The organism is Xanthomonas prunicola, from assembly GCF_002846205.1.
GTDB classification, from domain to species: Bacteria; Pseudomonadota; Gammaproteobacteria; order Xanthomonadales; family Xanthomonadaceae; genus Xanthomonas; species Xanthomonas prunicola.
In genome coordinates this window covers 17,470-35,666 of the sequence record NZ_PHKV01000001.1, presented here as the reverse complement: position 1 = coordinate 35,666, position 18,197 = coordinate 17,470, and the positions used below count along the sequence as shown (strand labels likewise).

Below are 18,197 nucleotides of genomic sequence, written 5' to 3'. Positions count from 1 at the left end.
CTGTGTAGACGACAGGAGCATGCTATGGAACTCAGCAGTACGGCAGCACGGGCGCTGCCGGTGGTGGATGCGCGGATCTACCCGCGTGGTGGCCTGGATGTGTTGTCCAAGGCGGAAGTGGCCAGGCTGCGTGATGCATCCAGCGGTGGCATGCATGAGCTGTTGCGCCGCTGTGCGCTGGCCGTGCTGACCAGCGGCAGCGCATCGGACGACCCGCGCGCCGCGCGCGATCTGTATCCGGATTTCGACATCCAGGTGAACCAGCAGGATCGCGGCATTCGCATCGATCTGACCAACGCGCCGGCGATGGCGTTCGTCGATGGCGAAATCATCCGCGGTGTGGCCGAGCTGCTGTTCGCCGTGGTGCGCGATCTCGCCTACATGGCCATCGAACTCGAAGCGCAACGCGCCGATCTCGATAGCAGCGAGGGCATCACCAATGCCGTGTTCGGTCAGCTGCGCAATGCACGCATCCTGCAGCCGTTGGATCCGAATCTGGTCGTGTGCTGGGGAGGGCATTCCATTTCGCGCGACGAATACCTGTACACCAAGCAGGTCGGCTATGAACTCGGCCTGCGTGGGCTGGATATCTGCACCGGCTGTGGCCCGGGCGCGATGAAGGGCCCCATGAAGGGCGCCACCATCGCGCATGCCAAGCAGCGCAAACACAACACCCGCTACATCGGCGTTACCGAGCCCGGCATCATCGCCGCCGAATCGCCGAACCCGATCGTCAACCATCTGGTGATCATGCCGGACATCGAGAAGCGCCTCGAAGCCTTCGTTCGCATCGGTCATGGCATTCTGGTGTTCCCAGGCGGCGTCGGCACGGCAGAAGAAATTCTCTATCTGCTAGGCATCCTGTTGCGCGAAGAAAATGCAGCCCTGCCATTCCCGCTGATCCTCACCGGCCCGACCATCGCCGCGCCGTACTTCGAGCAGATCGACCGCTTCATCCGCCTGACCCTCGGCGATGCAGCTGCCTCGCGCTACGAGATCATCGTCGGCGACCCGGTCGCCGTGGCGCGTCGCATGGCCGAAGGGGTCCACGAGGTGCGCGCGCACCGCAAGGACCAAAAGGACTCGTACTACTTCAACTGGTCGGTGCACATTCCGCTCGAGTACCAGCAACCGTTCGAGCCCAGCCACGAGGCGATGGCCGCGCTGGACCTGCATCACGGTCGCCCGGCACCCGCCCTGGCCGCCGACCTGCGCCGCGCCTTCTCCGGCATTGTCGCCGGCAATGTGAAGGAGGATGGCATGCGCCGCATCGAGGAATTCGGCCCCTTCGAAATCCACGGCGATCCCGAGATCATGCAGGCCCTGGACGACCTTCTGCGTGGCTTCGTCGAGCAACGGCGGATGAAGATCTCGGGGGACTACCGGCCTTGTTATCGGGTGGCGACCTAGGGCTCAAGAATCTCCAAGCTCTGGCCGAAAAGTGGTGGGGGAAGGTAATTTGCCGGAAAGATCGTCTGACGCATACGTCGGTGACCCTGAAACAACCGTTCGTCCCCCTTGTGCTTGTTGCTAGGGGGCGGGCATAGCATCTTGCACACGTCACGCTGGGGAGCGTTCAATGTCTTTTCGCCGATCTGCCGGCTTTACACTCGTGGAACTCATGATCACGATCGTCGTGCTGGCGATCCTGCTCACCATTGCTTTTCCCAGCTTCCGCGGAACGCTTCGCTCCAATCGAGTCGCGAGCAGCGCCAACGAGACCCTCGGTTTGCTATCGGTGGCGCGCAGTGAGGCCATTCGGAATCGCCGTGGCGGCGGTGTCTGCGGCAGCGCGTCCGGGACCGCGTGCGACGACAACTGGGGTGCAGGAATGCTGGCCTGGGCCGATACAGATGGCGATGGCGCATTCAAAACTGGCGATACGGTCCTGCGCTTCGTCGCGATCGACGCATCGCTGACCAGTACCGGGCCGTCTGGCGCCGTGATTGCTTTCGATGGGCGGGGGCGCAGGGTCGCGTCCACCAACCAACAGATCACGCTGCAGCCGGTGACCTGCGATGGGCAGGCGCTGCGTCGCACCCTGTTCGTCAATGCTGCCGGCCAGATCACGTCTCAGAAGAGCGCCTGCCAATGATGCGTCTCCGTCCCTTCATTTCGCCCTCTCGCACCAAGGGATTCAGCCTGCTTGAGGTGTTGATCGCCATCATCGTTCTCGCATTTGGCTTGCTCGGCTTTGCGCTGTTGCAAACGGCCAATGTACGGTTCGTGCAGAGTTCCAACTACCGTACCCAGGCGACCAACCTGGCGTATGACTTGATGGACCAGATGCGAAGCAACCGCTTCCAGTCTGCCTGGTATACCGATGCCACCTTTTCCGCAAACACTGTGACTGCAGCCAGCTGCAGCCGGCCTCTCGGGAGCGTGGCCATTGCTGACAATATCTTGCGTTGGAAATGCCAGGTCGTGCGCGCATTGGGCGAAGGCGCAAGTGCAACCGTTCTCAATAATAACGGACAGGTCACCGTTGGCATCAGCTGGGGGGATCAGCGTTGGGATGCCAATAATCCCAACGCCCAGACTACCTTCACCCTGGTATCGCAGCTATGACGCGACGTTTTTCTAACCAACGCGCTGCTGCCGGCATCAGCCTGGTGGAGATGATGATCGCCATGGTCATCGGCCTGGTGCTGATGCTGGGAGTCATCCAGGTCTTTTCTGCCTCGCGTACCGCATCGATGTTGGCCGAAGGTAGTGCGCGTGCGCAGGAAAACGGACGTTTCGCGATGGATTTCCTCCAGCGCGACATCCGCATGGCCGGGCATTTCGGTTGCGTCAACGACCAAGCGCATTTTGTGCGCGGGGAAGGGGATCCGGCCATCAATACCGGCGCGGTCAGTGGTTCAGGTCATCCGCTGGATTTCAGCATTAGTGTGCAAGGCTACGAGGCGCCTAACACCAAGCCGCCCGGCACGCTGACCCTTGGAGATACATGGGCAGTGCCGGCGGATCTGCCTGCTGCGATTACAAAGCTCAACCCTCGGGGCGGCAGCGATATCTTGGTTTTGCGTTACCTGGCCCCGGAAGGCGTGCCGATCAAGGCGTTGACCACCGGCAGCGATAGCGTCGTGGGCTTCGATGCCGCCGCCGGACTGCGTCTGACGGAAGGTGGGCAAGCGGCGCCGAACGTGTTCGGAGTTGCGGACTGCGCTCATGCCACGGTATTCAAAGGCACTTATGCCAGCGGCAAGGTCACTGCCACCGGGACCAATTTGTCCAATTACTCCACACGCCCAAGCGGCCAGGCCATGATCTACCGTGCCGAGTCGCTGGTGTATTACGTCGGCACATCTGCTACTTCAGGCGAGCCGGCACTGATGCGCGCACGGTCCAATGGCGTTGACGATTACGGTACGCCGGAAGAGCTGGTCGAAGGGATCGAGAACATGCAGTTGCTGTTCGGGCTCGATCAGACTGCGAACATATCCAATACCTCGCCGCCGTTGGGAAACATCAGCACCCAGGCGATCGCGAGCGACGTCTCTGTTAAGACTGATTCCACCGCAGCGGGACAGTGGAGACGGGTTGGGCAAGTCCAGGTTGGCATCCTGGCGCGCAGTCCTACAACTTCTACCGCCGAACGCCCGGCAACTGCAGTGAGTTATCCCAGTGCGCTGGGCGTCTCGTTTGCGCCGCCCACCCAGACGGATGGCCGTTACCGAATGACTTACGAATCCACGATCGCCTTACGCAATCGCCTGTTCGGAAATTGACCAATGAATGCAGTCGCTCGCCGCCGCCCAATGCCCTCCCGCCCCCGTGGGGCAGTGCTCTATGTTGCCTTGATCATGTTGATCCTGCTGGCGTTGATCGGGATCGCCGGCATGCAGGTGGCAGGTATGCAGGAAAAAATGGCGTCCAATTATCTGGTGACCAACATCGCCTTCCAGAATGCCGAGGGCGTGACGCGTAGGAGCGAGCGGGCGATTGAAGCCATCGCCAATCGCAAGAGTGCTCCCAGCGACGCAACGTTGGTCGACACGGATATCCAGCAAAACTGCGATACCGCATTCGATCCGGTGGCTTGGGCGCGTAATAAGGCCGTGTCGGTGAACCAGGCGGTCAATGTGCGGCGCATCGACTCGTGCATTATCGGTGGCGGCTCGCTCGCGATGGGCGATACGGTAGATCCTGTAACTCCTGTATATCAAATCACCACCTTCGCCAACGATGCGACGACGGATGCATCTTCGTCGGCGGCGATCGATTCCATCTTCAAGCTTTGAGGCCGTGAGCATGTCGCGTCGCACCGTTCGAACCGCTATCGCCTCCGTCATCGTCCTGATCGCGATGAGCGGTTACTTCGTATACAACCTGATCGCGGCGCAGGGTCAGGAAAAGTTGGCACAGGGTCCACTTAATAATGGCAGTCCGGTCGCGCCAGCATTTATTATGACGGTGGATGATTCGAACTCAATGACGTTCGAGCGTATTTTCAAAGGCGGTGATGGGCGGCTGCAATGGAATAGTGTCAATTCCAGCTTCTTTAACGCCGATGGAAGTTTTTTTAATAATGGTTCCGACTGTAATGGTTTTGTCGACTGTTACGTGTATTTATTTCCTTTTCCCTTGTATAATTCGTCATATAGTCCGGGTGTGGCTCTTCCGCCGATTGATCAATTTGGTTTTGCAAGATCGCCAGCATATAACGCTAATTATTTCGATCCGAATATCAAGTACGAACCGTGGAGTCTATCCAAAGGCGATGATGCTAATAAGGGCTTATGGCCGCAGGCCGATTTTGGCAGTGCTCGAGCGGATTCACGTGACCCCGATGTTTATTGGGAAGACGGCACGATAAGCATGAGCCGCTACGACACTGCCGTTAATCTTGGAGTAAGTAGAGAGGTTAATAGCGATAGTTCATTTCGGTTTTTAATTGGAATGACGATTCCTTCTGGGACGCGCTATCGCACGGGCGGTAATGCTAGGGCGTGCAATACCAACAACTCAAATGGCCTGCCGGGCACGAATGGACTTTGGTCAACTCTTAGCTTTAATGCCCAGGTGGCTGCAAATTGTTCGGTGCAAATCTCCTACGTCCCTGCAACGTTCTATTTGCCTGCCGCCGCCCCGGCGCCCGCAGGATACCTGACTAACGACTCCAATCGGCCAATTATCGCAAATGCATGCGGCCCGGGGTGCAATATGCGGCGATATCAAATATTGCGGAGCAATTATTCCGCTGCTAATACGTCTGCTTATAATGACGCCAAACAAAATTTTGCTAATTGGTTTCAATATCACCGGAATCGTATTCTCTCGATCATTGGCTCCGAGTCGCGAGCATTGACCGGCATTGAAAATATGCGGGTCGGTTATTTCACAATCAATAATTTGGCTCAGCCGACCATGTATGATGTCACGAACGATGATTCGCGTGAGGCTTTATTTCAGCAAATTTATCGTCTCAGGCCGAGTGGTGGCACGCCAAATCGCGCGGCCATCGATTATTTGGGTCAACAATTTAGGCGGACGGGGGACGGAGCTCCGGTGGTGCGCGCATGTCAGAAGAATGGCGGCATGCTATTTACTGATGGGTACACGACTAAGAACAATTCGGTCACTGGCTATGGCAATGCCGATTCCACTGGTACGGTGGATTTCCCCATCGTGCCGTTCGCTGATAGTTACAGCGATACAATCGCTGACATCGCTGCGAGTTATTATTCAGGGGCTTCTACGCCACTAGTGACAGGGCCGGGCTTCCCGGCTGGGCTGGTGCCTGTGGACGAAAAGTGCGCGACGCTCGCCAAGACATCTGCGGATTGGAAGCGTTTGGACTGCCAGAAAGATCTGCATATGAACTTCTATGCGATCACATTAGGCGCGCAGGGGAATATCTATGAGGTCAATCAAGCGGCTACAGATGACCCCTACGCCAATGCCCCAGACTGGACTGGAAATGGAAATCCGGTAACTTCTGACGATGGTCGTGTCATTGACGAGCTATGGCACGCCACGGTCAATAGTCGTGGTCAGTTTATCAACGCCAAGAGTCCTGATGAAGTGACCAGTGCCATGCGCCGCGTGCTGTCGGCTGCCAGTGCCCCCAACTCGCCGTCTGGCACCCTTGCGTTGACAGGTGCGCGCATCGGTGCAGGCTCGTTGACCGTCACTCCTGAGTACCAGATCAAGAACAACGCCACGGATTGGTCCAGTACGCTGAAGGCCAATAGTGTCTCTGTCGATCCGGATACGCGCGAGGCGCGCTTTACGCCGCTCTGGGAGGCAGCTGCGCAAATGCCAACTGCAAGTGCGCGTAATGTGTACTTCAATGATGGCAGCAACGTGCGAAAGCTCGATGGCACTACCATCAGCTTAAGCGGTCTATGCAGTCTGTCTAAGACGTTGTATCCCAGTCAGTCGCTTTGCTCTGAGTCAGACCTGACCAGTCTTGGTGCAACCGCCCCGACTGCAGCCAATTATCTGCTGGGCGACCGCAGCGGCGAAGTTCAGCAGGGCGGCAAGCTACGCGATCGGAGTACTGTGCTCGGCGATATCGTCAATTCCACACCGGTGATCAGTGCCCCGGTCGATGACTACGGATATCGTAGCCTGGGCGGCACGCTTGGGACTAGCTATACCAACTACCTGAATAGCAAGCGCAACAAAAGCTATATGGTGTATGCAGGAGCCAACGATGGCATGCTGCATGCTTTCGATGGCGGCATCGACATCACTGGTGCCGTTACCGGAAGTGGTGGCCGCGAGCGCTTTGCGTATGTGCCGGCAACTTCCTATGGCCACATGGGAAATTTGTTGCTTCCGTACCAAGCCACTAAGTCGTCTACGTTGCTCAATTTTGAGCATCGTTATTTTGTCGATGGTCCGATTGCCGTAGGAGATACCTACTACAACAACGCCTGGCAGACGACGCTGGTCGGCACCACGGGTGCAGGGGGTCGGGGTGTCTTCGCACTAGACGTTAGCAATCCCGCAAGCTTCGGTGCCGGTAGCCGTCTCTGGGAGATCAACGATCTTGCTGGCGATGCCGCTGTGCGCGCGAACATCGGGCATGTGCTCGGCAAGCCCGTCATCGTCCCTGTGCGCGCGTCCAATGGGACGGTCAGCTGGAAGGCAATCTTTGGTAATGGTTATTCTAGCGCCAGTGGGAAGGCGGTGCTGTTCGTTGTCGATATCGGAACCAACTCCACACCGACGATTCGGATGATTGAGGCAACTGAGGCGGGGACTTCAATCAGCGGCAATAACGGGCTCGGCAATCTTATTGTACTGGATCGCATCGATAATCTGACGATCGACCCGACTACCAATAAGCCAGCTCGCACGCGTGATGGATATGCCGATACCGTCTATGCGGCCGATCTTCGCGGAGCAATTTGGAAGTTCGATCTCACTTCGACCGCAACGTCAGTAACCGTCCCCGCGTTCACGACCGGGATTTATTCCGAAGGTGGTCTAAACTATCGTCAGCCGATCACTGGTGGGCTGCAGGCCGCTTCCGGCGAGAATGGAGGGGTGCTGGTTTTGTTCGGCACGGGCAGTTTCTCGTTTAATAAAGACAACCTGGCGAGTTCCGCGCTGCAGACGCAGAGTTTGTATGGCTTCACGGATCAGGTGGATGGCGTGCTTTCCTCAACTCTCACAAGGACGAACCTGACTCCATACTCGGTCAGTACTGGCGCCTCCGCTACCACTCGATCGCTGCAGCAGGGGACTGCTCCCGCCCTGGCACTTGGCTGGTATGTGGATCTGCCTGCCGGTGAGCGATTTGTGGGCTATCCCGAACTCGTTTCAGGAATTCTGTTCATGCCCACCTACTCGCCGCTCGCGATCAGCAGCGGGTGCAGTACCGATGGTGTGAACTGGTTGTTCGGATTAAATCCGCGAACCGGCGTCGGAGCCCTATCCGGCGTGCGAATGGGGGGGATTGGTGGCTCCACGCTTGCTACCGGTTCGGCTGGCATTTCGCTCAATACTGGCGGCAATGCGCCGGTCAAGGACGTGGGTGTGTCGGTCGTGCCCAGGCTCGAGCCTAAGGTCAATCCCAAGGATGGTTCTGCGGCGCCTACTGTTCCTGCAGGTTCGGGCTGCTGGATGATCGTCAGCGTAGCCGGTGCCGCGCCCATGTATGTCCCTTATCCTTGCGGCCGCCAGTCCTGGCGCCAGCTTCAGTAACGGAGATTGTCAATGCCCTTAGACCTCTCGCGCTCCCTGTCTAGACAACTTCGCCAGCGTGCCGGCGCCGGTGGCTTTACCTTGATCGAGTTGATGATCGTCGTCGCGATCATCGGCATCTTGGCGGCTGTCGCCTACCCGTCTTACGCCGACCATGTTCGCAAGTCTCGCCGAGCGCAGGCCAAGGCCGACCTGGTCGAATACTCGCAGTTGTTGGAACGCTCGCATACGACTAACAACACCTATGCCAGTTTCAAGTTCGGAAACGGGTCGACGACCATCCAGTCGCCGCGCGAGGGCGGTACAGCGCAATACAGCATCACGCTCGCGACCACGCAGTCGACCTTCACCTTGACCGCTGGGCCTCAGGGCAATCAGGCCAAGGACAAGTGCGGCACGCTGACGTTGAACCAGGCAGGGGTGAAGACGCCGAGTGCGACTGCCAATCCAGGCTGCTGGTAGCCTGTGCTAGGTGTTGCGCTGCTGCAAAGTTGCGTCTAGAATACGCCTCCCCGCCCGAATAGCTCAGCCGGTTAGAGCACTTGACTGTTAATCAGGGGGTCGTTGGTTCGAGTCCAACTTCGGGCGCCAAGATGAAACAAAAAGCCGCGACGTGTCGCGGCTTTTTGTTTGCCTTTTTATCTGGCCATGCAGCTCACAGAACTGGTGTAGCGGACGGTACGTGCTCTTCCCGAGTTGTTGACTACTACGTCAGCGAGTCGCCGAGCCTTGCTGCATAAGCTGATGGTGATGTTCGTGCCGCTGCTGCGGCCGTTCGGCAGGAAGCGAACGATTGATCTTCCGACGGTGCTGGTGATGTCGAGGCCGTCGGTGGAGGAGGCATGCTCCACTCTGATGACGGATGCGCCGCTTGGCGGCTGCCCGCTCCGCTCCGGGTCCTTGAAGAGGATCCAGCCACTGCTCCAGTCGCGATCTGTTCGGCAACGAGCCCCGTCCGTAGAGGGGCAAATGCTGACAGGCTCGCCCTGTGTAATGGCGGAACTTCTGGCCATCGCAAGATGTGCGGTCAGCACGTGGACGCGTGTGGTCGCTCGCTGCCATTCGATGAGGCTTTTGAAGCTTGGCATACCAATGGCTGCACCGATTCCGATGATCGCCATCACGATGAGCAACTGGACTGCGGTGTACCCTCTCGCGCTCGAATAGCTTGCTGCACCCATGGCGCCGCTCCTTGAAGTGGAGCAAGCAGTCTCAACATTGGTTGTCTGCCACGTAACGCTGCCTCCACTTGCACGGCTGTCAGGGTTCTACCGATGTTGGCCTCCGTAAATTCGTGCAGCCTCCCCCGAGATTCGCTCCATGACCGACCGTTTTCAGCTCGTATCTCCATACTCGCCAGCCGGCGACCAGCCTGCAGCCATCGACAAGTTGGTGGCCAATTTCGAGGCCGGCCTGGCCAAGCAGACCTTGTTGGGGGTGACCGGTTCGGGCAAGACCTACACCATTGCCAATGTGGTCCAGCAGGTGCAGAAGCCGACCCTGGTGATGGCGCCGAACAAGACGCTGGCGGCGCAGCTGTACGGGGAGTTCAAGTCGTTCTTCCCGCACAACGCGGTCGAGTACTTCGTCAGCTACTACGATTATTACCAGCCGGAGGCTTACGTGCCGTCGTCGGACACCTTCATCGAGAAGGACAGTTCGATCAACGAACACATCGAGCAGATGCGTTTGTCGGCGACCAAGACGCTGCTGTCGCGGCGCGATTCACTGGTGGTGGCGACGGTGTCGGCAATCTATGGTCTTGGCGCGCCGGAAGACTATCTGTCGCTGCGCCTGATCCTGTCGGTTGGCGAGCATATCGATCAGCGCCAGTTGATCCGGCATCTCACCGATCTGCAGTACACCCGCAATGAATTCGAACTCACGCGCGGCGCCTTTCGCGTGCGCGGCGAGGTGCTGGATGTGTTCCCGGCCGAGTCCGATACCGAGGCTTTGCGCATTGAGTTATTCGATGGCGACATCGAGCAGCTGACGCTGTTCGATCCGCTGACCGGCGAGACCTTGCGCAAGTTGCAGCGCTACACCGTGTATCCGAAAACGCATTACGCCACGACGCGCGAGCGCACGTTGAGTGCGGTAGACACCATTAAAGAAGAGCTGAAAGAGCGCCTGGAACAGCTCTACTCGCAGAACAAGTTGGTCGAGGCGCAGCGGCTGGCGCAGCGCACGCAATTCGATCTGGAAATGATGGCCGAAGTGGGTTTCTGTAACGGCATCGAAAACTACTCGCGGCACCTCACTGGCAAGGCGCCCGGCGAGCCGCCGCCAACCTTGTTCGACTACCTGCCGCCGGATGCGCTGCTGGTCATTGACGAGTCGCACGTGACCATTCCGCAGATCGGTGCGATGTACAAGGGCGACCGCTCGCGCAAGGAGACGCTGGTGGAGTTCGGCTTCCGCTTACCGTCTGCGCTGGACAACCGTCCCTTGCGTTTTGAAGAGTGGGAAGCGCGGTCGCCGCGTAGCATCTACGTATCAGCGACACCGGGTCCATACGAGTTGCGCGAGTCGGCTGGTGAAGTCACAGAATTGGTGGTGCGCCCGACTGGCTTGATCGACCCGGTCGTGGAGATCCGACCGGTCGGCACGCAGGTCGACGACCTCATGTCCGAGATTCACGAGCGCATCAAGCTCGGCGACCGCGTATTGGTGACCACGCTGACCAAGCGCATGTCGGAAAATCTCACCGAGTACCTGGGCGAGCACGGAATTCGGGTGCGCTATCTGCACTCGGATATCGACACGGTCGAGCGCGTGGAAATCATCCGCGATCTGCGCTTGGGCAAGTTCGATGTGCTGGTCGGCATCAATCTGCTGCGCGAGGGCTTGGATATGCCGGAAGTGTCGCTGGTGGCGATCCTGGATGCCGACAAGGAAGGCTTCCTGCGGTCGACTGGTTCGCTGATCCAGACCATCGGCCGTGCCGCGCGTAATCTGCGCGGCAAAGCCATCCTGTACGCCGACAAGATCACGCGTTCGATGCAGGCGGCAATCGACGAGACCGATCGTCGCCGCGAGAAGCAGGTCGAGTACAACCTGGAGCATGGCATCACACCGAAGTCCGTCGAGCGGCCGATCTCCGACATCATGGAAGGTGCGCGCGAAGATGCAGCTGAGAAGAAGTCGGGCAAGGGGCGTTCGAAGTCGCGCCAGGTTGCCGAAGAGACACCCGATTACCGCGCCATGAAGCCCGCGGAAATCGCCGGCAAGCTCAAGAGCCTGGAGCAGAAGATGTATCAGCACGCAAAGGATCTGGAGTTCGAAGCCGCAGCTCAAATTCGCGACCAGATCCAGAAGCTGAAAGCGGCAAGCTTGGCCTAGGGCAGGGGATATTCGGGTGCGGGGAGGGCTTGTGGTCCATGAATCCCTGCGCTAGAATGCGCGCCCTGCACAGCGCAATGCTGACGCAGGATTCGGGCGGTTAGCTCAGCGGTAGAGCACTACCTTGACATGGTAGGGGTCACAGGTTCGAACCCTGTACCGCCCACCACTCTAAGTCCAGATGGCAACGTGGCTTGCAGTGGTTTCAACATCGGCAGCGACATCTGTCACCGACTCCAAGATAATCCCCGCTAAAGGCTGCCGCGGCGTTGGATGTGTTCTTCTGCATTCGAATCCCCAGTTTGCTGCGCTCACCCATGCTTCGTTGCGCTGCGCGTTGCGTATTGACCAGTGGTGCTGCCCGAAGTTGCGCTCTAGCACGGGAATTGGCTGGCTGCGGTTTGAGAGTTCCCGCTCAGGTGACCGGCGGTGACCGAGCGATCTCGATCGTGCTCCGGCATATTTTTCGAAGGACCCGTCGCGGCTGAGCGGCGGATAGGGGATGCCAGCAGTGCCGTGCTTATGCACCGGATGGGTGAACTGCCGTCGCTGCTCTCTTCATCTTGGGAAAATAGGTTGATCGATCGCCAAGGGGTGTCAGTCAAGCCCCATGACGGGTCAGTGCTGTCCGCGCGACGGGGCACTTCGTGCCGCAATCAGCGCAGCTGCCAGGCTGTCGCACTGTCTCCCCACGCAAAGGAAGGCGGGAGGCGGTCCACCTCTCCCGCTGCTCATGCGCGTCTCCGAGGGCGGTCGAGAGTGCCTCGGGTGTGGAAGTAAGCCCTCAGTGTGGCGGTTCTACAGGCTGGCGCGGCGCACCGCAGCCCAATCCGCCGAAACCGCTTTCACCGTCACACGTCTTGCTTTAGCATCGCCACCGCGCTGACGGAAAGGAAGGCTGGCGATGGACGAATATCAGCACACCGTGCTGACCAGGGGAGGGTATCGTGTCGTGGCCATCACGCGCGATGAGGTGTATGCGCCCGACGCGGTCGTGGCATACGCGGTTGTGACCGATGCGGGCACGCGAATCACGCCGGATCTGTCCCTGGATCAGGCCAAGGTCTGGATCGATTCGCTAGTGGAAAGCGAGAGTGGCGGGCGCAAGTCCGATCTTGTCGACCATAAGCCCGTCGTGCGTCGCTAGACCGCCATCGTGATGCAAGCCTAAGGAGAAGGGCGCATGTCCAAACCCAAGATCATCGCAATCGCCACGCTGGTGGCGGTGCTCGTTGGATACTTCCTGTCCGGCTATCTGACGCTGCTGTTGTTGCGGCTCGACACCGGTCTGTACGCGTGGGACACCTACTACCGCTATTTCAGCGCGCTTGGGCTGCCCCAAGTGGCGCCTTACGCGACCAAGATCAAGAGTGCGGGCATGCTTGGATTCGGCCTGCCGGCACTGGTCTGGGCGATCACCGTCGTGCTCGTTGTGAAGCCCAAGGCGCGCGCCCTGCATGGCGATGCGCGCTTCGCCGGCGCCGCCGACCTGTCCAAGCATGGACTGTTCAAGCCCAGCGGAAACGGCATTGTCGTCGGCAAGTTCAACGGCAAGCTGGTGCGACTGAGCGGCCAGCAATTCGTGATTCTTGCTGCACCAACCCGTTCGGGCAAGGGCGTTGGCGTCGTCATTCCTAATCTCTTGGAGTATCAGGAGTCGATCGTCGTCCTGGACATCAAGCAGGAGAACTTTGACCTGACCAGCGGGTGGCGTGCCAGTCAGGGCCACGAGGTCTTCCTGTTCAACCCGTTTGCCGAAGACCGTCGCACCCACCGCTGGAACCCGTTGACCTATGTGTCGAACGACTCCGCGTTCCGCGTTTCGGATTTGATGAGCATTGCGGCGATGTTGTATCCGGATGGGTCGGACGACCAGAAATTCTGGGTGAGCCAGGCGCGCAATGCGTTCATGGCGTTCGCTTTGTACCTGTTCGAAAACTGGGACGAGGAGCTGTCGCTCGGCTTCCCAGGCGGGGCAGGGGCGCCCACGCTGGGCGGGATTTATCGCCTGTCCTCGGGTGACGGTACCGATCTCAAGAAATATCTGAAGTCGCTGTCCGAGCGACGGTTCCTCAGTAGCAATGCCAAGTCGGCCTTTGCCAACATGCTGTCCCAGGCGGATGAGACGTTCGCCTCGATCATGGGCACCTTGAAGGAGCCGCTCAATGCGTGGATCAACCCGGTGCTGGATGCCGCCACCAGTGCGGACGACTTCCTGCTCACGGATCTTCGCAAGAAGAAGATGACCATCTACATCGGCATCCAGCCGAACAAGCTGGCCGAAAGCCGCCTGATCATCAATCTGCTCTTCAGTCAGATCATCAACCTCAATACCCGCGAACTGCCCAAGTCCAACCCGGAGCTTAAATACCAGTGCCTGTTGCTGATGGACGAATTCACCTCGATCGGTAGGGTGGACATCATCGCGACCGCGGTCGCCTATATGGCTGGCTACAACATCCGCCTGCTGCCCATCATCCAGAGCATGGCGCAGCTGGACGCGACCTACGGCAAAGATCTGTCGCGCACCATCATCACCAACCACGCCCTGCAGATCCTCTATGCGCCACGCGAACAGCAGGACGCCAACGACTACTCCGAGATGCTGGGCTATACCACCATCAAAAAGAAGAATGTCACCCGGGGGCGTGAGACCACGCATAGCGTGTCAGAGGAGCGTCGGGCGCTGATGTTGCCGCAGGAGCTCAAGGCCATGGGCAACGAGAAGGAAGTGTTCCTGTACGAAGGGATCCCGCACCCGGTGAAGTGCGACAAGATCCGCTACTACGAAGACCGTTATTTCACTGCCCGCCTGCTGCCGAAGACCGAAGTGAAAACGCTTACGATAAAATTGTGATGAATGTCGCACCTGGTGTGCGGGCGAGGGGCTGTAATTCTTGACGGATCTGCTCGTTAAGGGCAAAGTTATCGAGAATTGGCAGGGTAGATGGATTTTGTACAGGGGAGCGGCGCTGGACGGGGCCGTACTGGAGTAGGGCTATGGATGGTTTGTCAACGTCTTCTTTGTCTTCAGCAGTGAGCATTGCCAACTGGGGTGACTCGGTGGCTTGCGCGACTGTGAGTGGGCCATCAACGAAAAAAATTTTCCTCCGGTACCTGATGGTGCGCGGAGGCCTAGTGCTGTCCGGTGTAAGCCCAAAATTTCATGAGTTGGAGAAGTCAGAGTGAATCCGATGTATGTGTCCAAGCTGTCGTTGGTGCTAGTGGCTGCAGCATTGGTAGGCGCTTGCGCGACCAAGCCTGCTCCTGACTTTGGTGGTCGTTGGAAGCACGTCAACCACTTTGACGAGGCGCCAACCGAGATTCCTCTCTATACCTCGTACACGTATCAGGCCACGCCGATGGACGGCACGCTGAAGACCATGCTGGAACGCTGGGCCGCGGATTCCAACATGCAGTTGTCCTATAACCTGCCGTCGGACTACACCTTGATCGGGCCGGTTTCTGCAATCAGCACGACCAGCGTCCAGCAGGCGGCCACCGAGTTGAGTGCCGTGTACGCAGCCCAGGGAGTTTCAGTGTCTGTGTCTGCCAACAAGTTGCTCGTCCAGCCGGTGCCGGTGTCGTCTGGCGCAAAGCCTTAAGGACCGCCTTCTGATCCATGCCCCTTAGGCATGGAGCTTTGGCATTCCTGCCTTCTCAAATGCCCGCGACGCGTTGCGGCGATAGTTTCAGGCCTGACAAGGCCCCACGGTGACGGATCTAGACATGTTGCGTAAGAAGGTCAGTGAAAAGGACGGTTCCGCCCAAGTGGGTGCGGCAGTTCAAAAAGCGGTGAATTACGAGGTCAGCATTGCCGACCTCGCACGCCGCAGCGAAAAGCGTGCCTGGATTGTGGCGACCCTGTCGATGCTGGTCACCGTCATGACGGCAGGTGGCTACTACTACATGCTGCCGCTGAAGGAAAAAGTGCCATATTTGGTCATGGCGGATGCCTATTCCGGTACCAGCACCATCGCCAAGCTTGAGCCCAACTTCGGTGGTCGGACAATCAGCACCAGCGAAGCGCTGGCGCGCAGCAATATTGCGCGTTTCATTATCGCGCGTGAGTCGTTTGATCTTTCTATCATCGGTCAGCGTGACTGGAACACGGTTTCGGCAATGGGATCGACAAATGTCGTGAGCGAATATCGTGCGCTGCACTCTGCCAATAACCCGTCGAGGCCGCTCAGCACGTACGGTAAGCTTCGGGCGATTCGCGTCAATATTTTGAGCATTACCTTGATCGGCGGTAATGGGAAGGCATATACCGGAGCAACCGTTCGCTTCCAGCGAACCGTTTATGACAAGAACTCCACGGTTTCCACGCTACTGGACAACAAGATCGCCACGATGGGGTTTGTTTACCAGGATAATCTTGAGATGAGCGATAGCTTGAGAGTGGAAAATCCTCTGGGTTTTCGGGTCACTGATTACCGCGTAGATAATGACTACTCCGCACTGCCCGTCGCTCCAGCGGCTGGTGCGGTTATTAACTCCCAGCCTCAGGCAGCAGTGCAGCAGCAGGCTACGCAGCAGCCGATGACTGGGATGGTCGATCCAAATGCAGCAGGTGCCAGCATTGCACCTCAAGCGGGTGTTCCGCTGCAACAAGGCATGCAGCAGCAAGGTGGCGCGCCTCAGCAGCAGGCGCAACCAGCATTTCCTGATCAAATGCAGCCGGCCGGTCAGCTGCAAGCCCAGCCTGCAATGCAACCCCAAGGGACGCCCAAGAATGTCAATGGAGCAAGTGGTCGATGAAACTTTTTAACCGATATAGGGTTGCGTTGTTGTCAGCGCTACCACTTGCGCTGTGCGCTTTGTCGGCAGCTGCGCAAGTGGTTCAGGAATATGAGTATGCACCCGACCGCATCTATCAGGTGCGTACAGGTCTGGGCATTACCACTCAGGTGGAGCTGAGCCCGAACGAAAAAATTCTGGATTACAGCACCGGTTTCACTGGTGGGTGGGAGCTCACTCGGCGAGAGAATGTTTTTTATCTCAAGCCTAAAAATGTCGACGTCGATACGAACATGATGATTCGTACCGCGACACATTCTTATATTCTTGAGCTCAAGGTGGTGGCAACAGATTGGCAGCGTCTGGAGCAGGCAAAGCAGGCGGGTGTTCAATATAAGGTTGTGTTTACCTATCCGAAGGACACAAGCTTCAATAATGTCGAGGATGCGGATACCGCGAAAAACGGTCCGTTACTGAATGCCAAGATCCTGAAGGATCGTCGCTACTATTACGATTACGATTATGCGACACGAACCAAGAAGTCCTGGTTGATTCCAAGTCGTGTATATGACGATGGTAAATTCACGTATATCAATATGGATTTGACGCGTTTTCCGACTGGAAATTTTCCTGCGGTCTTCGCCCGCGAGAAAGAACACGCCGAAGATTTTCTCGTTAATACGACGGTTGAGGGAAACACTCTGATCGTGCACGGAACCTATCCATTCCTGGTGGTTCGTCATGGCGATAACGTCGTCGGTCTGCGAAGGAACAAGCAAAAGTGAATTCGAATATTCCAAACAGCCCTGATGAGCGCTCCCAGAACCATGGCGGGGATGAGCAGCGCAACGGCGAATACAACGAGCGCAACAATCCCTACTTTGCGCGCCAACAAGCTGGCCCCGAGCCGGACTTGGATGCCAACGAGCCGGTCCTAAGATCGAGCGACATCAAGCGGCTTAATCGCAAGGCGCTGGTGTTCCTGGCTGCCATTGCAGCCCTCTTGATTCTCGCCATTTTCTGGCTGGCCACGCAAAGCGGAGAAGATTCTGCCCCACCAAAGCAACGTACCGAGACGGTGGTTGCGCCTGCGTTGCCGCAGAACATGACTGCGCCAGTTGAAGAGGCACCGGTTCCGCTGGCGCAGCAGCCCAGTCTGCCGCCACTACCGCCAATGCCCACCGACAGCAGCGATGAGGTTGGCTCCGCACCGGAACGTCAGCGCGGGCCAACGCTGTTGGAACGGCGCATCCTTGCTGAGTCTGCTGCAAACAACGGCAGCGTTCCCGGTCAACTTGGTGCGCAGCCCGCACCTGCTCAGGAAGATGGTCCGATCACGCTGGCCAAGCCGATCAGCAACCCGGATGGTCTGCTGGTGCGCGGTACCTATATTCGCTGCATCCTAGAGACCCGGATCATCTCCGATTTCGGCGGCTACACATCGTGCATCGTCACCGAGCCGGTCTACTCCATCAATGGACACAACCTGCTTCTTCCGAAGGGTTCCAAGATGCTGGGTCAGTACAGCGCCGGTGAGCCGACCTCTCATCGCCTACAGGTCGTGTGGGACCGCGTCACTACGCCTACCGGTTTGGACGTCACGCTCATGGGGCCTGGCATCGATACGCTGGGTAGCGCCGGTCATCCGGGGAATTACAACGCGCATTGGGGTAACAAAATTGCTTCAGCCTTGTTCATCAGTCTGCTGAGCGATGCATTTAAGTATGCAGCGGCCGAATATGGCCCCGAGACAACAACCATTGGCGTGGGCTCTGGCATCGTTACCCAGCAGCCGTTCGAGAGCAACACCGCACGTAGCATGCAGCAGCTTGCGGAGCAGGCAGTTGAAAAATCGGGACGTCGTCCTGCCACGCTGACGATCAACCAAGGAACGGTGTTGAACGTCTATGTTGCCAAGGACGTCGATTTCTCGGCGGTCCTGCCGAAGTGAATGA

Annotated in this window: 15 protein-coding genes and 2 tRNA genes; 16 read left to right on the top strand and 1 reads right to left on the bottom strand. The window is 58.1% G+C overall.

Going from position 1 to position 18,197, the window contains the following annotated elements; genetic code table 11:
• Window positions 1–24: 24 nt before the first annotated feature.
• The 8 genes from ppnN to XpruCFBP8353_RS00150 all read left to right on the top strand — a co-directional run bounded on the left by ppnN (window position 25) and on the right by XpruCFBP8353_RS00150 (window position 8,751).
• Window positions 25–1,410: a nucleotide 5'-monophosphate nucleosidase PpnN gene (gene ppnN / locus XpruCFBP8353_RS00185; RefSeq protein WP_101361412.1), complete on the top strand. Its 1,386-nt coding sequence runs from the start codon at window positions 25–27 to the stop codon at window positions 1,408–1,410.
• Between the two features lie 169 nt (window positions 1,411–1,579).
• Complete coding sequence (locus XpruCFBP8353_RS00180) at window positions 1,580–2,095, top strand: GspH/FimT family pseudopilin (protein ID WP_101361411.1); 516 nt, start codon at window positions 1,580–1,582, stop codon at window positions 2,093–2,095.
• Window positions 2,092–2,568, top strand: a complete 477-nt coding sequence (pilV, locus tag XpruCFBP8353_RS00175) for a type IV pilus modification protein PilV (RefSeq protein ID WP_101361410.1) — start codon at window positions 2,092–2,094, stop codon at window positions 2,566–2,568. The genes XpruCFBP8353_RS00180 and pilV overlap by 4 nt, the downstream gene beginning before the upstream one ends.
• Window positions 2,565–3,731, top strand: a complete 1,167-nt coding sequence (locus XpruCFBP8353_RS00170) for a PilW family protein (protein ID WP_101361409.1) — start codon at window positions 2,565–2,567, stop codon at window positions 3,729–3,731. Before pilV ends, XpruCFBP8353_RS00170 begins: the two co-directional genes overlap by 4 nt.
• 3 nt (window positions 3,732–3,734) lie before the next feature.
• On the top strand, window positions 3,735–4,244 hold the full coding sequence (locus tag XpruCFBP8353_RS00165) for a pilus assembly PilX family protein (protein WP_101361408.1): 510 nt from the start codon (window positions 3,735–3,737) through the stop codon (window positions 4,242–4,244).
• 922 nt (window positions 4,245–5,166) lie between these two features.
• Window positions 5,167–8,160 (top strand): pilus assembly protein, encoded by a 2,994-nt coding sequence (locus XpruCFBP8353_RS00160; RefSeq protein ID WP_101361407.1) that lies wholly within the window; start codon window positions 5,167–5,169, stop codon window positions 8,158–8,160.
• Window positions 8,161–8,172: 12 nt separating this feature from the next.
• A complete protein-coding gene (locus tag XpruCFBP8353_RS00155) occupies window positions 8,173–8,622 on the top strand; it encodes a type IV pilin protein (protein ID WP_101361406.1) in 450 nt (149 codons plus the stop codon).
• 52 nt (window positions 8,623–8,674) lie between these two features.
• Window positions 8,675–8,751 (top strand) — tRNA-Asn (locus tag XpruCFBP8353_RS00150).
• Window positions 8,752–8,798: 47 nt separating this feature from the next.
• Here the strand turns inward: XpruCFBP8353_RS00150 and XpruCFBP8353_RS00145 are convergent.
• Complete coding sequence (locus XpruCFBP8353_RS00145; protein ID WP_101361405.1) at window positions 8,799–9,341, bottom strand: GspH/FimT family pseudopilin; 543 nt, start codon at window positions 9,339–9,341, stop codon at window positions 8,799–8,801.
• Window positions 9,342–9,480: 139 nt separating this feature from the next.
• Here XpruCFBP8353_RS00145 and uvrB point away from each other — a divergent pair, with 139 nt between their 5' ends.
• From uvrB to XpruCFBP8353_RS00105, 8 genes are all read left to right on the top strand, one after another.
• The gene (gene uvrB, locus XpruCFBP8353_RS00140) at window positions 9,481–11,502 is read left to right on the top strand and encodes an excinuclease ABC subunit UvrB (RefSeq protein WP_101361404.1); all 2,022 of its coding nucleotides are present in this window, start codon (window positions 9,481–9,483) and stop codon (window positions 11,500–11,502) included.
• 94 nt (window positions 11,503–11,596) lie between these two features.
• Window positions 11,597–11,671, top strand: a tRNA-Val gene (locus XpruCFBP8353_RS00135).
• 735 nt (window positions 11,672–12,406) lie between these two features.
• A complete protein-coding gene (locus tag XpruCFBP8353_RS00130; protein WP_078584021.1) occupies window positions 12,407–12,649 on the top strand; it encodes a hypothetical protein in 243 nt (80 codons plus the stop codon).
• A 36-nt stretch (window positions 12,650–12,685) separates the two neighbouring features.
• Entirely contained in the window at window positions 12,686–14,359 is a 1,674-nt protein-coding gene (locus tag XpruCFBP8353_RS00125) for a type IV secretory system conjugative DNA transfer family protein (protein WP_101361403.1), read from the top strand.
• Window positions 14,360–14,696: 337 nt separating this feature from the next.
• Window positions 14,697–15,107, top strand: a complete 411-nt coding sequence (locus tag XpruCFBP8353_RS00120) for a TcpQ domain-containing protein (RefSeq protein ID WP_101361402.1) — start codon at window positions 14,697–14,699, stop codon at window positions 15,105–15,107.
• Between the two features lie 124 nt (window positions 15,108–15,231).
• Window positions 15,232–16,263: a virB8 family protein gene (locus tag XpruCFBP8353_RS00115; protein WP_162300906.1), complete on the top strand. Its 1,032-nt coding sequence runs from the start codon at window positions 15,232–15,234 to the stop codon at window positions 16,261–16,263.
• Window positions 16,260–17,027: a TrbG/VirB9 family P-type conjugative transfer protein gene (locus tag XpruCFBP8353_RS00110; protein WP_101361400.1), complete on the top strand. Its 768-nt coding sequence runs from the start codon at window positions 16,260–16,262 to the stop codon at window positions 17,025–17,027. The genes XpruCFBP8353_RS00115 and XpruCFBP8353_RS00110 overlap by 4 nt, the downstream gene beginning before the upstream one ends.
• Window positions 17,024–18,193 carry a TrbI/VirB10 family protein gene (locus XpruCFBP8353_RS00105; protein ID WP_101361399.1) on the top strand — a complete coding sequence of 390 codons (1,170 nt, stop codon included), beginning with the start codon at window positions 17,024–17,026 and terminating at the stop codon, window positions 18,191–18,193. The genes XpruCFBP8353_RS00110 and XpruCFBP8353_RS00105 overlap by 4 nt, the downstream gene beginning before the upstream one ends.
• The last annotated feature ends 4 nt before the right edge of the window (window positions 18,194–18,197 follow it).

Coding starts and splice junctions, on each gene's coding strand:
- ppnN (WP_101361412.1), top strand. CDS start 25: ATGGAACTCAGCAGTACGGCAGCACGGGCGCTGCCGGTGGTGGATGCG.
- XpruCFBP8353_RS00180 (WP_101361411.1), top strand. CDS start 1,580: ATGTCTTTTCGCCGATCTGCCGGCTTTACACTCGTGGAACTCATGATC.
- pilV (WP_101361410.1), top strand. CDS start 2,092: ATGATGCGTCTCCGTCCCTTCATTTCGCCCTCTCGCACCAAGGGATTC.
- XpruCFBP8353_RS00170 (WP_101361409.1), top strand. CDS start 2,565: ATGACGCGACGTTTTTCTAACCAACGCGCTGCTGCCGGCATCAGCCTG.
- XpruCFBP8353_RS00165 (WP_101361408.1), top strand. CDS start 3,735: ATGAATGCAGTCGCTCGCCGCCGCCCAATGCCCTCCCGCCCCCGTGGG.
- XpruCFBP8353_RS00160 (WP_101361407.1), top strand. CDS start 5,167: ATGCGGCGATATCAAATATTGCGGAGCAATTATTCCGCTGCTAATACG.
- XpruCFBP8353_RS00155 (WP_101361406.1), top strand. CDS start 8,173: ATGCCCTTAGACCTCTCGCGCTCCCTGTCTAGACAACTTCGCCAGCGT.
- XpruCFBP8353_RS00145 (WP_101361405.1), bottom strand. CDS start 9,341: ATGGGTGCAGCAAGCTATTCGAGCGCGAGAGGGTACACCGCAGTCCAG.
- uvrB (WP_101361404.1), top strand. CDS start 9,481: ATGACCGACCGTTTTCAGCTCGTATCTCCATACTCGCCAGCCGGCGAC.
- XpruCFBP8353_RS00130 (WP_078584021.1), top strand. CDS start 12,407: ATGGACGAATATCAGCACACCGTGCTGACCAGGGGAGGGTATCGTGTC.
- XpruCFBP8353_RS00125 (WP_101361403.1), top strand. CDS start 12,686: ATGTCCAAACCCAAGATCATCGCAATCGCCACGCTGGTGGCGGTGCTC.
- XpruCFBP8353_RS00120 (WP_101361402.1), top strand. CDS start 14,697: ATGTATGTGTCCAAGCTGTCGTTGGTGCTAGTGGCTGCAGCATTGGTA.
- XpruCFBP8353_RS00115 (WP_162300906.1), top strand. CDS start 15,232: ATGTTGCGTAAGAAGGTCAGTGAAAAGGACGGTTCCGCCCAAGTGGGT.
- XpruCFBP8353_RS00110 (WP_101361400.1), top strand. CDS start 16,260: ATGAAACTTTTTAACCGATATAGGGTTGCGTTGTTGTCAGCGCTACCA.